The organism is Kitasatospora paranensis, from assembly GCF_039544005.1.
Lineage (GTDB): Bacteria > Actinomycetota > Actinomycetes > Streptomycetales > Streptomycetaceae > Kitasatospora > Kitasatospora paranensis.
Map to the genome: position 1 here is coordinate 4,706,063 of NZ_BAABKV010000001.1, position 14,486 is coordinate 4,720,548.

At 68.3% G+C, this 14,486-nt stretch carries 8 protein-coding genes, 2 rRNA genes and 1 pseudogene; 10 read left to right on the forward strand and 1 reads right to left on the reverse strand.

Features of this window, described 5'->3' with window-relative positions; all coding sequences use genetic code 11:
- Positions 1-120 precede the first annotated feature (120 nt).
- The 10 genes and pseudogenes from ABEB13_RS22715 (at position 121) to pstB (ending at position 13,365) form a co-directional block, all read left to right on the forward strand.
- Positions 121-3,225: ribosomal RNA gene (locus tag ABEB13_RS22715) — 23S ribosomal RNA — on the forward strand.
- A gap of 88 nt (positions 3,226-3,313) precedes the next feature.
- Positions 3,314-3,430 (forward strand): 5S ribosomal RNA (rrf, locus tag ABEB13_RS22720).
- Positions 3,431-3,548: 118 nt separating this feature from the next.
- Entirely contained in the window at positions 3,549-4,538 is a 990-nt protein-coding gene (gene mshD / locus ABEB13_RS22725) for a mycothiol synthase (protein ID WP_345706978.1), read from the forward strand.
- A gap of 69 nt (positions 4,539-4,607) precedes the next feature.
- Complete coding sequence (locus tag ABEB13_RS22730) at positions 4,608-7,271, forward strand: RNA degradosome polyphosphate kinase (RefSeq protein WP_345706979.1); 2,664 nt, start codon at positions 4,608-4,610, stop codon at positions 7,269-7,271.
- 76 nt (positions 7,272-7,347) lie between these two features.
- Positions 7,348-8,427, forward strand: coding sequence for a CHAD domain-containing protein (locus ABEB13_RS22735; protein WP_345706980.1), 1,080 nt, complete (start codon positions 7,348-7,350; stop codon positions 8,425-8,427).
- Positions 8,428-8,946 carry an NUDIX hydrolase gene (locus ABEB13_RS22740; RefSeq protein WP_345706981.1) on the forward strand — a complete coding sequence of 173 codons (519 nt, stop codon included), beginning with the start codon at positions 8,428-8,430 and terminating at the stop codon, positions 8,944-8,946. It begins immediately after the preceding gene.
- A gap of 269 nt (positions 8,947-9,215) precedes the next feature.
- Positions 9,216-10,355, forward strand: coding sequence for a phosphate ABC transporter substrate-binding protein PstS (pstS, locus tag ABEB13_RS22745; protein WP_345706982.1), 1,140 nt, complete (start codon positions 9,216-9,218; stop codon positions 10,353-10,355).
- 150 nt (positions 10,356-10,505) lie between these two features.
- Positions 10,506-11,480: a phosphate ABC transporter permease subunit PstC gene (gene pstC, locus ABEB13_RS22750; protein ID WP_345709779.1), complete on the forward strand. Its 975-nt coding sequence runs from the start codon at positions 10,506-10,508 to the stop codon at positions 11,478-11,480.
- Positions 11,477-12,549, forward strand: a pseudogene (gene pstA, locus ABEB13_RS22755) (phosphate ABC transporter permease PstA). The gene pstC and the pseudogene pstA overlap by 4 nt, the downstream one beginning before the upstream one ends.
- Before the next feature lie 39 nt (positions 12,550-12,588).
- Positions 12,589-13,365 carry a phosphate ABC transporter ATP-binding protein PstB gene (gene pstB / locus ABEB13_RS22760; protein WP_345706983.1) on the forward strand — a complete coding sequence of 259 codons (777 nt, stop codon included), beginning with the start codon at positions 12,589-12,591 and terminating at the stop codon, positions 13,363-13,365.
- A gap of 125 nt (positions 13,366-13,490) precedes the next feature.
- Here pstB and ABEB13_RS22765 read toward each other — a convergent pair whose 3' ends face one another.
- On the reverse strand, positions 13,491-14,486 hold the full coding sequence (locus ABEB13_RS22765; protein WP_345706984.1) for an inorganic phosphate transporter: 996 nt from the start codon (positions 14,484-14,486) through the stop codon (positions 13,491-13,493).

Here is a 14,486-nt window from a genome sequence, read left to right on the forward strand (position 1 = left end):
TGAGGGAACGATTTTTTCGTTCGCCTCTGGGATGCCGGCCTCACTTGACGCACTGTTTCGGTGTGGAGGGTGGGTGTCTGGTCGTTGTTTGAGAACTGCACAGTGGACGCGAGCATCTGTGGCCAAGTTTTTAAGGGCGCACGGTGGATGCCTTGGCACCAGGAACCGATGAAGGACGTGGGAGGCCGCGATAGGCCCCGGGGAGCTGTCAACCGAGCTTTGATCCGGGGGTGTCCGAATGGGGAAACCCGGCAGTCGTCATGGGCTGTCACCCATACCTGAACACATAGGGTATGTGGAGGGAACGCGGGGAAGTGAAACATCTCAGTACCCGCAGGAAGAGAAAACAACCGTGATTCCGGGAGTAGTGGCGAGCGAAACCGGATGAGGCTAAACCTGATACGTGTGAGACCCGGCAGGGGTTGCGTATGAGGGGTCGTGGGAAAGTTCTTCAGTCGTCTGCCGGCGGCTGGGTGAGTCAGAAACCGTTGGTGTAGTCGAAGGACATGCGAAAGGTCCGGCGTAGAGGGTAAGACCCCCGTAGACGAAACATCAGCGGCTCACTTGAGCTTCTCCCAAGTAGCACGGAGCCCGAGAAATTCCGTGTGAATCTGGCGGGACCACCCGCTAAGCCTAAATATTCCCTGGTGACCGATAGCGGATAGTACCGTGAGGGAATGGTGAAAAGTACCGCGGGAGCGGAGTGAAATAGTACCTGAAACCGTGTGCCTACAAGCCGTGGGGGCAGTCTTCGGACTGTGACTGCGTGCCTTTTGAAGAATGAGCCTGCGAGTTTGCGGTGTGTAGCGAGGTTAACCCGTGTGGGGTAGCCGTAGCGAAAGCGAGTCCGAATAGGGCGTCTGAGTTGCATGCCCAAGACCCGAAGCGGAGTGATCTAGCCATGGGCAGGTTGAAGCGCGGGTAAGACCGTGTGGAGGACCGAACCCACCAGGGTTGAAAACCTGGGGGATGACCTGTGGTTAGGGGTGAAAGGCCAATCAAACTCCGTGATAGCTGGTTCTCCCCGAAATGCATTTAGGTGCAGCGTCGTGTGTTTCTTGCCGGAGGTAGAGCACTGGATAGGCGATGGGCCTCACCGGGTTACTGACCTTAGCCAAACTCCGAATGCCGGTAAGTGAGAGCACGGCAGTGAGACTGTGGGGGATAAGCTCCATGGTCGAGAGGGAAACAGCCCAGAACACCGACTAAGGTCCCTAAGCGTGTGCTAAGTGGAAAAGGATGTGGAGTCGCAGAGACAACCAGGAGGTTGGCTTAGAAGCAGCCACCCTTGAAAGAGTGCGTAATAGCTCACTGGTCAAGTGATTCCGCGCCGACAATGTAGCGGGGCTCAAGTACACCACCGAAGTCGTGTCATTCACAGAATACGCCCAACGGCGCTGTGGATGGGTAGGGGAGCGTCGTGTGCCGGGTGAAGCAGCGGAGGAATCCAGTTGTGGACGGTTCACGAGTGAGAATGCAGGCATGAGTAGCGATACAAGAGTGGGAAACTCTTGCGCCGATTGACCAAGGGTTCCTGGGTCAAGCTGATCTGCCCAGGGTAAGTCGGGACCTAAGGCGAGGCCGACAGGCGTAGTCGATGGACAACGGGTTGATATTCCCGTACCCGCTTTGAAGCGCCAACGTCGAACCTCTTGATGCTAAGCCCGTGAAGCCGGCCCGGAGTCTTCGGACGAAGGGACGTGGTGGAGCCGGTGACCCAACAGGGTAGTAGGTGAGCGATGGGGTGACGCAGGAAGGTAGTCCAGCCCGGGCGGTGGTAGTCCCGGGGTAAGGGTGTAGGACGAACGGTAGGCAAATCCGCCGTTCACGTAGTCTGAGACCTGATGCCGAGCCGATTGTGGTGAAGTGGATGATCCTATGCTGTCGAGAAAAGCCTCTAGCGAGTTTCATGGCGGCCCGTACCCCAAACCGACTCAGGTGGTCAGGTAGAGAATACCGAGGCGTTCGGGTGAACTGTGGTTAAGGAACTCGGCAAAATGCCCCCGTAACTTCGGGAGAAGGGGGCCAGTCCTGGTGATGACATTTACTGTCTGAGCTGGGGTTGGCCGCAGAGACCAGCGAGAAGCGACTGTTTACTAAAAACACAGGTCCGTGCGAAGCCGTAAGGCGATGTATACGGACTGACGCCTGCCCGGTGCTGGAACGTTAAGGGGACCGGTTAGTCTAGTTTCGACTAGGCGAAGCTGAGAACTTAAGCGCCAGTAAACGGCGGTGGTAACTATAACCATCCTAAGGTAGCGAAATTCCTTGTCGGGTAAGTTCCGACCTGCACGAATGGCGTAACGACTTCTCGACTGTCTCAACCACAGGCCCGGTGAAATTGCATTACGAGTAAAGATGCTCGTTTCGCGCAGCAGGACGGAAAGACCCCGGGACCTTTACTATAGCTTGATATTGGTGTTCGGTTCGGCTTGTGTAGGATAGGTGGGAGGCTTTGAAGCCGTGACGCCAGTCATGGTGGAGCCATCGTTGAAATACCACTCTGGTCGTGCTGGATGTCTAACCTGGGTCCGTGATCCGGATCAGGGACAGTGTCTGGTGGGTAGTTTAACTGGGGCGGTTGCCTCCTAAAGAGTAACGGAGGCGCCCAAAGGTTCCCTCAGCCTGGTTGGCAATCAGGTGTTGAGTGTAAGTGCACAAGGGAGCTTGACTGTGAGACTGACGGGTCGAGCAGGTACGAAAGTAGGGACTAGTGATCCGGCGGTGGCTTGTGGAAGCGCCGTCGCTCAACGGATAAAAGGTACCCCGGGGATAACAGGCTGATCTTCCCCAAGAGTCCATATCGACGGGATGGTTTGGCACCTCGATGTCGGCTCGTCGCATCCTGGGGCTGGAGTAGGTCCCAAGGGTTGGGCTGTTCGCCCATTAAAGCGGTACGCGAGCTGGGTTTAGAACGTCGTGAGACAGTTCGGTCCCTATCCGCTGTGCGCGTAGGAGTGTTGAGAAGGGCTGTCCCTAGTACGAGAGGACCGGGACGGACGAACCTCTGGTGTGCCAGTTGTCCTGCCAAGGGCATGGCTGGTTGGCTACGTTCGGGAGGGATAACCGCTGAAAGCATCTAAGCGGGAAGCCTGCTTCGAGATGAGCACTCCCACCTCCTTGAGAGGGTAAGGCTCCCAGTAGACGACTGGGTTGATAGGCCGGATATGGAAGCCCAGTAATGGGTGGAGTTGACCGGTACTAATAGGCCGAGGGCTTGTCCTCAGTTGCTCGCGTCCACTGTGTTGTTCTGAAACAACGACCCCGACCCCGATTCTTTTCGGGTGTGTCGGCGGCGACAGTTTCATAGTGTTTCGGTGGTCATAGCACGAGGGAAACGCCCGGTCACATTCCGAACCCGGAAGCTAAGCCTCGTAGCGCCGATGGTACTGCAGGGGGGACCCTGTGGGAGAGTAGGACGCCGCCGAACAATCATTCTGAAAGCCCCTCCAGGCCACGCCTGGAGGGGCTTTCTGCATTCCCGGACCGGAATCGTCCCGAGGGCGGCCCTCCTGCGCGTCCGATCTGACGGGACGTAGGGTCGCCTCATGGAGACCACCAGCACGCCGCCCGCGTCCGACCGCATCCGTGTCACGTCCGAACTCGGGCCCGAGGATCTGGCCGTGGCCCGCGCCGTGCTGACGGCTGCCGCCGTCGACGACGGGCGGGACGCGGTGTCGGAGGCCGGGCGGCTCAGGATTCGTGACGGGGCGGGCCGGCCGGGTGTGCGGCACCTGCTCCAGACGGTCGACGGCCGGCCGGCCGGATACGCGCAGCTGGAGTCGGCGGAGGACGGCGGCCGGGCGACCGCCGAGTGCGCGGTGCACCCGGAGCTGCGGGGCAAGGGACTCGGGGGCCGGCTGGTGCGTGCCGTCCTCGACGAGGCCGCCGCGCTCCGGACGGGCCAGGGGGCGGTCGACGTGGACTTCTGGGCCCACGGGGGCCATCCGGCGGCGGCCCGGCTCGCCGCCCGGTACGGCGGCGAGCTGGTCCGCGAGCTGCGGCAGATGCGCCGGCCGTCCGAGGTGGTCCCGCCGGAGCCGGTGCTGCCCGCCGGTGTCGGGCTCCGGACCTTCCGGCCGGGCGAGGACGACGCCGCATGGCAGCGGTTGAACGCGCTCGCCTTCGCGCACCACCCGGAGCAGGGCGCCTGGACGCAGGCGGACCTCGCGGACCGGCTGGCGGAGCCCTGGTTCGATCCGGCCGGGTTCTTCCTGGCCGTCCGGGGCGACGAGCCGGTCGGCTTCCACTGGACGAAGGTGCACCCGGACGGTCTGGGCGAGGTGTACGTCGTCGGGGTCGCCCCGACCGAACAGGGCGGCGGCCTCGGCAAGGCGCTCACCGCGGCCGGACTGCGGCACCTGATCCTGGACCGGAAGGTGCCCGCCGTACTTCTCTATGTGGACGCCGACAATCCGGCTGCTGTGCGGGTATACGAGAAGGTGGGGTTCACCGTCCACGAGGTGGATCTCATGTACCGCGTGCGGAGGGTCGCCGGCGGTCCCCGACCGGCCGCAGCCGTGCGGCCACAGGGGTGACCGTCTCAGCTTTCCTCCTGGCCATGCAGTGTTTACCGTGGATTCAATTGACGCCGCGAAGATCACAGGATGACGCCCGTAGTGCCTCGTCCCCGTGCCGTCCGCAGACCGGCCGGCCACCATCCGGCCGCCCCTGGCGGGTGGGCGCTGTGGCGGGACGAGGACACTGCGCACGCCACGAGTACGTACGCCGCCGGCACGACCGACGACCGGGACGACCGGACGGCGCACGACCGGGACTTCGCCCTGCAGGAGGAGCTGGCATCGATGAACGTCCCTGGCCCCGTCTCCGCCTCGTCCAGTCCGCTCGGCGCCGGTAGCGCGTCAGGCCGCCAGACGCCGGCGCCACGCTCGTCCGCCGGCGGGAAGGCCGCCCAGAAGGGCGCGGGCAAGTCCCGCCGGAGCTCCGCGGACGGCGCGGCGGGGGCGCCGCCGGCCGCCCTCCCGCCGCTCGCCGTGCCGGGGGCCACGGCCCAGGCCGGCCCGGCGGCCGCCGACACCGTGGCCGCGGCGACGGGGACGCAGCTGCCGAGCGTGATCTCCAACGCGCTCGGGCTGCCGCTCAACGACGAACCGGTGATCGGTGCCGCGCGCGGCAAGGGCGCCGGAGCGGCCGGCCGGCTGCTGTCGGTGCTGGCCGACGTGGAGTCCGAGTTCGGCGACCTGCCCGAGGGCCGCTTCCTGGACCGGGAGCGGAGCTGGCTGGCGTTCAACGAGCGGGTCCTGGAGCTCGCCGAGGAGCCGGACGTCCCGCTGCTGGAGCGCGCCAAGTTCCTGGCCATCTTCGCCAGCAACCTGGACGAGTTCTTCATGGTCCGGGTGGCCGGCCTCAAGCGCCGCATCGCCACCGGCGTCGCCACCCGCAGTGCCGCGGGCCTGCAGCCGCGCGAGGTCCTCGACCAGATCTGGCGGCGCTCCCGCGAGCTCATGGCGCGGCACGCCGCGGCCTTCCAGCACGAGGTGCTGCCGGACCTCGCCGCCGAGGGCATAGAGGTCGTCCGCTGGCCCGACCTGGCGGACAAGGAGCAGGCACGGCTGCACACGCTGTTCCGGCAGCAGATCTTCCCGGTGCTGACGCCGCTGGCCGTCGACCCCGCGCACCCCTTCCCGTACATCTCCGGGCTGAGCCTCAACCTGGCCGTCGTCGTCCGCAACCCGGTGTCCGGGCACAAGCACTTCGCCCGGGTGAAGGTGCCGCAGTCGCTGTCGCGGTTCCTGGAGGCCTCGCCCCAGCGGTACGTGCCGCTGGAGGACGTGATGGGCGCGCACCTGGAGGAGCTCTTCCCGGGGATGGAGGTGCTCGCCCACCACACCTTCCGGGTCACCCGCAACGAGGACCTGGAGGTGGAGGAGGACGACGCCGAGAACATCCTCAAGGCCCTGGAGAAGGAGCTGATGCGGCGGCGCTTCGGCCCGCCGGTGCGGCTGGAGGTCGAGGAGTCGATCGACCCGTACATCCTCGACCTGCTGGTGCGGGAGCTGAACATCACCGAGGCGGAGGTCTTCCCGCTGCCCGGGCCGCTGGACCTGACCGGCCTGTTCGGCATCGCCGGCCTCGACCGGCCCGAGCTGAAGTACCCGAAGTTCGTGGCGGGCACCGCGCGCGGGCTCACCGACGTCGAGTCCGCGTCCCAGCCGGACATCTTCGCCGCGATGCGCGAGCGCGACGTGCTGCTGCACCACCCGTACGACAGCTTCTCCACGTCCGTCCAGGCCTTCCTGGAGCAGGCCGCCGCCGACCCGCACGTGCTGGCGATCAAGCAGACGCTGTACCGCACCTCCGGCGACTCGCCGATCGTGGACGCGCTCATCGACGCGGCGGAGTCCGGCAAGCAGGTGCTGGTGCTGGTCGAGATCAAGGCCAGGTTCGACGAGCAGGCCAACATCAAGTGGGCCCGCAAGCTGGAGGAGTCCGGCTGCCACGTGGTCTACGGCCTGGTGGGCCTGAAGACGCACTGCAAGCTGTCGCTGGTGGTCCGCCAGGAGGGCGACACCCTGCGCAGGTACGCGCACGTCGGCACCGGCAACTACCACCCGAAGACCGCCCGGCTCTACGAGGACCTCGGCCTGCTGACCGCGGACCCGCAGGTGGGAGCGGACCTGTCGGACCTGTTCAACCGGCTGTCCGGCTACTCGCGCCGGGAGTCCTACCGGCGGCTGCTGACCGCGCCGCGCGGCCTGCGCGACGGCCTGGTGTCGCGGATCCACGGGGAGATCGCGCACCACCGGGCGGGCCGGCCCGCGTACGTCAAGATCAAGGTCAACTCGATCGTCGACGAGGCCCTGATCGACGCGCTCTACCGGGCGTCCCAGGCCGGTGTGCCGGTGGACGTGTGGGTGCGCGGCATCTGCGCGATCCGGCCCGGCGTCCCCGGGCTGAGCGAGAACGTCCGGGTGCGCAGCATCCTCGGCCGCTTCCTGGAGCACTCGCGGATCTTCGTGTTCGGCAACGGCGGCGAGCCGGAGGTGTGGTTCGGCAGCGCCGACATGATGCACCGCAACCTGGACCGCCGGATCGAGGCGCTCGTCCGGGTGACGGACCCCGCGCACCGCACCGAGCTGTCCGGCCTGCTCGACCTCGGCGTCTCCGACGGGACGGAGTCCTGGCACCTCGGCCCGGACGGCGCCTGGACGCGGCACGCGACCGACTCGGAGGGTCACCCGCTGCTGCACGTCCAGGACCTGCTGATCGCCTCGCGCCAGCGCCGCCGCAGCCCGGCCGTCGGGCGCTGACCGTCCGCCGGGGCCGTCCGGTCGCAGGGCACCCGGCCCGGGCGACGGTCCCGGCACCATCTGGGGGAGTCCACGCATGACCGATTCGCCGACGACCGCCCCGGCGGCGCCCACGGCGTCCGCCGGGGAGGTCCTCACCGGCTACCTCACCCGGCAGGCGGGCGTGTTCCTGCGCGCCCTGCCGCAGGCGGTGGGCGAGGCGGCGTCCAGACCGGGCTCGCTGCCGGCCTCGGCGGCGGGCGCGGACGACCTGCTGCGGGCCGTCCGGCGGATCGGCGGCGCCCTGCACACCTTCGGGGCCTCCTTCGAGGACGACTGGGCGCGGGACGTCCGGTCGGAGCTGCGCTGGCTGCTCGACCTGCTCGCCACCGAGCCCGGCTACCGGGGGCGCTCGCTGCGGCTGCTCGCCGCGGTGGATTCGCTCAGCGACACCGCGGACGCCCCCGGCATGCTCGCCGGCCACGCCGGGGCGCCGAAGGCCCGGGCGCTGCTGGAGCGCCAGCTGACGCTCTCGCGCACCCGGGCGCACACCGCCCTGCTGCAGGAGCTGAGGTCGGCCCGGATGCACGCGCTCGCGGACCGGATGACCCTGCTGGCGGGGGACGTGCCGCTGCTGGCCGGGCCCGCCGGACGGTCGGGCGACGACCTGCGGGCCGCCGCCGGATCGGCGTTCGGGGCACTGCAGGCCGCCGTGGCGCGGCTGCCGCTGGCGCGGGCCGCCGAGCCGTACGGCGGCGACGGGCTGCGCCGGCTGGCGTCGGTGCCGGCCGCCCGGAGCGAGGCCGCCGGCCCGCTGCCCGACGCCGAGGCGGTGCTCGCCGCCGACGACGAGCCCTGGCACCGGGCGCGGGTGTTGGTCAAGCGGGCCCGGTACGCGCTGGAGGTGTGCGGGGAGAGCACCGGCGCCGACGGGCTCGGCGAGCTCGACGTGATCCTCGGCCGGCACCACGAGGCCGCGGACGCGGCGGTCACCGCGGCGGCCGCCGCGCGCACCCCGCGGATCACACCCGCGACCGCGTACGTGCTCGGCGTGGTGCATGCTGATCAGCGACTGGAGGTCGAGGCGGCACGGTACGCCTTCGGCCGCCGGTGGCCGATGCTGCCGCCCGCCCTCGGCGGGGCGGTGGCGGCACCCCCGACAGCACGGACGGAGTGAATGGGCGAGCGCTCGGGCGCGGCGGCGCACGGATCCAACCCCTTCGGGCGCGCCGGCGCGCGCGGCGCCCGCAAGGGTGTGGCCGGCTACGGGCCGACCGTGCTGGCGGCCGGGGCGGTGCTGTGGGTGCCGGGGCCCCCGAAGAAGAGCGGCAAGGGCCTGAAGAAGCCGCGGATCGCCCTGGTGCACCGGCCCAAGTACGACGACTGGAGCCTTCCCAAGGGCAAGCTGGACCCGGGTGAGGGGTGGCGGGAGGCGGCGCTGCGCGAGGTCCGTGAGGAGACCGGGCTGAGCTGTCTGCTGGGGGAGGAGCTGCCGACCCAGCACTACCTGGTGCAGGGACGGCCGAAAGAGGTCCGGTACTGGGCGGCGGTGCCGACCGGCGGCGCGTTCACGCCCAACCGCGAGGTGGACCGGCTGGAATGGCTGTCCCCCGGCAAGGCCCGCAGGCGGCTCACCCATGCCCGGGACGGTGTGCTCGTGGACGCCCTGATGCGGTTGTTCGGGCATACCTCCTGACCAGCGGCTCGACCAGGTCCGAGCGGATCCTGCGGGGTGACCCCACCGCGCCCTCACCGTGACGCAACCGTTACTACCGGCCGCGGTTTCCTGCCATCCGTTCGAGGTTCACCCTCCGTTCATTTGCGACCGCCTGACGCGTCACCTGCCCCGCCTACCTTCGGTGTCACCGGAGGGCCGAACAGGCCTCGGATCACAGCAGAACCGCGCCGATCGAGCCATCGACGAGCTCGTCAGGGCGCCGGTAATGCCTCAGAAAGGGAAACCCTGTGAAGCTCCAGCGGAACGGCCGCTCCAAGGCCCTCGCCATCGGTGCCGTGGCGCTCGTCAGCACGCTGTCGCTCGCGGCCTGCGGCACGGACAACAACAGCACCTCCAGCAACGGCTCCACCGCCGCCGCGTCCGGCGCGGCCTCGGCCGCCTCGATCGCCTGCGGCAAGGGCGGCCAGCTGCTGGGTGCCGGCTCGACCGCGCAGACCAACGCGATCGACGTCTGGAAGGCCGCTTTCGGCTCCGCCTGCTCCAGCTCGACCATCACCTACGGTGGCGGCGGCTCCGGCGCCGGTGTGCAGCAGTTCAACCAGGGCAAGGTGGCCTTCGCCGGCTCCGACTCCGCCCTGAAGCCGGCCGAGGTCGAGGCCTCCAAGGCCGTCTGCAAGACCGGCCAGGGCATCGACCTGCCGATGGTCGGCGGTCTGATCTCCATCGTCTTCCACGTCGACGGCGTCGACAAGCTCGTCCTCGACGGCCCGACGATCGCGAAGATCTTCGACTCGCAGATCACCAAGTGGAACGACCCGGCCATCGCCACCCTGAACCCGGGCGTGACCCTGCCGGACGCGCCGATCCAGGCCATCCACCGCTCGGACGACTCCGGCACCACCGCCAACCTGACCGGCTACCTGGCCAAGGCGTCGAACGGTGCCTGGACCTACCCGGCCAGCAAGACCTGGGCGGGCAAGGGCGGCCAGTCCGCCAACGGCTCGGCCGGCGTCTCCGCGCAGGTCAAGCAGGTCCCGAACTCGATCGGCTACGTCGAGCTCTCCTACGCCCAGACCAACAGCCTGAAGAGCGCCGCCATCAACACCGGTGCCTCCAAGCCGGTCGACGCGACCGCCGAGAACGCCGCCACCACCTTCGCCAAGGCGAAGATCGCGGGCACCGGCAGCGACCTGGCCCTGAGCCTCGACTACGCGACCAAGGACGAGGGCGCCTACCCGCTCGTCCTGGTCACCTACGAGATCGTCTGCGACAAGGGCAACAAGGCGGACACCCTCGACACCCTGAAGTCCTTCCTGACCTACACCATCAGCGACGCCGGCCAGCAGGCCATCGGCGCCAAGGGCTACGTCCCGCTGCCGAAGGAGCTCGCCGCCAAGGTCCAGGCCGTCGTCCCGACCCTGGCCTGATCCACCCCGCACCACCGGTGGGGCGGCCCTCAAGGGGGACGGGCCGCCCCGCCGGAGCACCACCTGAACCGCACAGTCCGGGGCACCGCCGCCAGGTGCCGTCCCCCACGGGGGCAGCGCCGTCAGACCGGAGTAGACGATCATGACTTCATCCCCCCTGCCGCCGTACGGGGCAGGGCCCGCCGCAGCCGGGCAGACAGCCGGCTCGGCGACAGCATCTTCTTCAACCTCGCCCGTGGGTCGGGCATCCTGCTGCTGGTCATCATGGCCGCCATCGCGGGATTCCTCGCGTACCGCTCGGGCCTCGCGCTGTCCAAGAACGAGGGCAACTTCTTCACCACCTTCGAGTGGAGTCCGGACGCCCCCAAGCCGGTCTTCGGCATCGCCGTCCTCGCCTTCGGCACCATCGTCAGCGCCGTGATCGCCATGCTGATCGCGGTGCCGGTGGCCGTGGGCATCGCGCTGTTCATCTCGCACTACGCGCCCCGCCGGATCGCCCAGCCGTTCGCCTACCTGGTGGACCTGCTGGCGGCCGTGCCGAGCATCGTCTACGGCCTGTGGGGCGTGCTCTTCCTCGTCCCGCACATGAACGGTCTGACGTCCTGGATGGACCAGTACCTGGGCTGGACGTACGTCTTCGACCAGACCCAGCCCGGGGTCACCCCGCGCAACCTGTTCACCGTGGGCATCCTGCTCGCGATCATGATCCTGCCGATCATCACGGCGGTCAGCCGCGAGGTGTTCCGGCAGGTCCCGCGGATGCACGAGGAGGCGGCGCTCGCGCTCGGCGCGACCCGCTGGGAGATGATCCGCACCGCGGTGCTGCCGTTCGGCCGCCCGGGCATCATCTCCGCCTCCATGCTCGGCCTCGGCCGTGCGCTCGGCGAGACCATCGCGGTGGCCATCGTGCTCTCCGCCAACAGCGTCCTGTCGCTGCACGTCCTGGACCCGGGCGGCGGCACCTTCGCGCAGAACATCGCGCTGAAGTTCAACGAGGCCCAGCCCTTCGGCCGGGACGCCCTGATGGCCTCCGGCCTGGTCCTGTTCGTGATCACCCTGTTGGTGAACGGCGCCGCCCGACTGATCATCGCGCGCCGCAAGGAGTACTCGGGGGCCGACGCATGACCACTGTGACGACGACCGCGGCGGCCACCCCGCAGCTCAGCCGCCGGCTGACCACCGCCCGACTCCCGAAGTGGGCGCCCCCGGCGTCGCCGTGGCCGCCATCGGCCTCGGCTGCGCGATCGGCGCCGGCGCGGGTCTGGCCAGCCACATCCAGTGGGGCCTGATCGCCGCTGCCCTGTTCGTGGTGCTCAGCTACTCCCTCTCCGCCTGGGTCGAGGGCCGCCGCCAGGCCAAGGACCGGCTCGCCACCTCCGTGGTGTGGGTCGCCTTCATCCTGGCCGTCATCCCGCTCGCCTCGCTGACGATCTACACGGTCCAGCAGGGCGCGAAGGTGGTGGACGGGAACTTCCTGACCCACTCCATGAAGAACGTGATCTCCTCCGGCCCCGGCGGCGGCATCTACCACGCGCTGATCGGCACCCTGGAGCAGGTCGCCCTGGCCACCGCGATGGCCGCGCCGGTCGGTCTGCTGACCGCCGTCTACCTGGTGGAGTACGGCCGCGGCCGGCTCGCCACGTGGGTCACCTTCTTCGTCGACGTCATGACGGGTGTCCCGTCGATCGTCGCCGGCCTGTTCATCCTCTCGCTGTGGAACCTCATGCTCGGCTTCGAGTACTCGGGCTTCTCCGGCAGCCTGGCGCTGGCCATCCTGATGATGCCGGTCGTCGTCCGCTCGACCGAGGAGATGCTCAAGCTCGTCCCGAACGAGCTGCGGGAGGCCTCGTACGCACTCGGCGTGCCCAAGTGGAAGACCATCCTGCGGGTCGTCCTGCCGACCGCGATCGGCGGCATCACCACCGGCATCATGCTGGCGGTGGCCCGGATCACCGGCGAGACCGCGCCCGTGATGATGCTGGTCTTCGGTGCCGACGCGATCAACGGCGACCCGTTCAACGGACCGCAGCAGTCGCTGCCGCTCTACATCTGGCAGCAGTACTCGATGGTCAACAACGACTTCGGCTACGCCCGTGCCTGGGGTGCCGCGCTGGTGCTGATCGCCTTCGTGATGGGGCTCAACCTCATCGCCCGGGGCGTCGCCCGCTGGCGCGCGCCCAAGGGCGGACGCTGACCCCGACTGACGTACGAGAACGAGAGAAGACGAATCACCATGGCCAAGCGCATCGACGTCAGCGGACTGTCCGCCTACTACGGTTCCACCCGTGCCATCGACGACATCTCGATGACCATCGAGCCCCGCTCCGTGACGGCCTTCATCGGCCCGTCCGGCTGCGGAAAGTCCACCTTCCTGCGGACCCTCAACCGGATGCACGAGGTCATCCCGGGGGCCCGCGTCGAGGGCAAGGTGCTGCTCGACGACGAGAACCTCTACGCCTCCAATGTCGACCCGGTCGCCGTCCGCCGCTCGGTGGGCATGGTCTTCCAGCGCCCGAACCCCTTCCCGACCATGTCCATCTACGACAACGTGGTGGCCGGTCTGAAGCTCGCCGGCGTCCGCAAGAAGTCCGTGCTGGACGGCGTCGTCGAGAAGTCGCTCAAGGGCGCCAACCTCTGGAACGAGGTCAAGGACCGCCTCAACAAGCCGGGTGCCGGCCTCTCCGGCGGCCAGCAGCAGCGCCTGTGCATCGCCCGCGCCATCGCGGTCGAGCCCCAGGTCCTGCTGATGGACGAGCCCTGCTCGGCACTCGACCCGATCTCCACCCTCGCCATCGAGGACCTGATCGGCGAGCTGAAGTCGCAGTACACGATCGTGATCGTGACCCACAACATGCAGCAGGCGGCCCGGGTCTCCGACCGCACCGCCTTCTTCAACCTCGCCGCCGTCGGCCAGCCGGGCAAGCTGATCGAGCTGGACGACACCCAGCGGATCTTCTCCAACCCGTCCGTCCAGGCCACCGAGGACTACATCTCCGGCCGCTTCGGCTGAGCCGACCCGGAGACACCGACTACTTCGCGGTGCTGCATGGCGGTGCCGCCGCGAAGTAACAAGGGCCCGCCCCCGTGATGTGGGGGCGGGCCCTGCCTCTGTCCCGGTGCCGTACCGGCCCGGGGTCAGAGGAGGATCAGGTCGACGATCCCGTACATGGCCGCGGCGACCAGCGCGGCGGCCGGCATGGTGATGAACCAGCCCATCACGATGTTCTTGGCGACGCCCCAGCGGACGGCGCGGACGCGCTTGGTGGCACCCACACCCATGATCGCCGAGGTGATCACGTGGGTGGTGGAGATCGGCGCCGCGTAGACGAACGACGTGATGTACATGACGGTCGAGGCGGTCGCCTCGGACGCGAACCCCTGGGGCGGGTCCAGCTCGATGATCTTGCGGCCGAGGGTGCGCATGATGCGCCAGCCGCCCGCGTACGTGCCCAGCGAGAGCATCGTGGCGCAGGAGATCTTGACCCAGATCGGGATCTCGCTGCCGGACTGGTGGCCCGAGATGGTGAGCGCCAGGACCACCACGCCCATCGTCTTCTGGGCGTCCTGCAGGCCGTGGGCCAGTGCCATGGCGGCGGCCGAGGCGGTCTGCGCGACCCGGAAGTTGCGCTTGGCCCGGTGCGGGTTGGCCCGCCGGAAGATCCACAGGATCGCCAGCATCACCAGGAAGCCGCCGACCAGGCCGACCACGGGCGAGACGATCATCGGGATGATGATCTTGTCGACGACGCCGCTCCAGATCACCTCGGTGCCGCCGGCCAGCGCCGCGCCCACCATGCCGCCGAACAGGGCGTGCGAGGAGGAGGACGGCAGGCCGAAGTACCAGGTGACCAGGTTCCAGGTGATGGCCCCGACCAGGGCGGCGAAGAGGATCGCCATCCCCTGGCTGCCGGTCGGCGTCTCGATGATGCCGCTGGAGACGGTCTTCGCCACCCCGGAGCCGAGGAAGGCGCCGGCCAGGTTCATCACCGCGGCCATCGCCAGGGCCGCCCGCGGCGTGAGCGCCCGGGTCGAGACGGAGGTCGCGATGGCGTTCGCGGAGTCGTGGAAACCGTTGGTGTAGGTGAAGAAGAAGGCCACGCCGACGACGGCGATCAGTGCTGCCGTGTTCAC

Coding starts and splice junctions, on each gene's coding strand:
- mshD (WP_345706978.1), top strand. CDS start 3,549: ATGGAGACCACCAGCACGCCGCCCGCGTCCGACCGCATCCGTGTCACG.
- ABEB13_RS22730 (WP_345706979.1), top strand. CDS start 4,608: ATGACGCCCGTAGTGCCTCGTCCCCGTGCCGTCCGCAGACCGGCCGGC.
- ABEB13_RS22735 (WP_345706980.1), top strand. CDS start 7,348: ATGACCGATTCGCCGACGACCGCCCCGGCGGCGCCCACGGCGTCCGCC.
- ABEB13_RS22740 (WP_345706981.1), top strand. CDS start 8,428: ATGGGCGAGCGCTCGGGCGCGGCGGCGCACGGATCCAACCCCTTCGGG.
- pstB (WP_345706983.1), top strand. CDS start 12,589: ATGGCCAAGCGCATCGACGTCAGCGGACTGTCCGCCTACTACGGTTCC.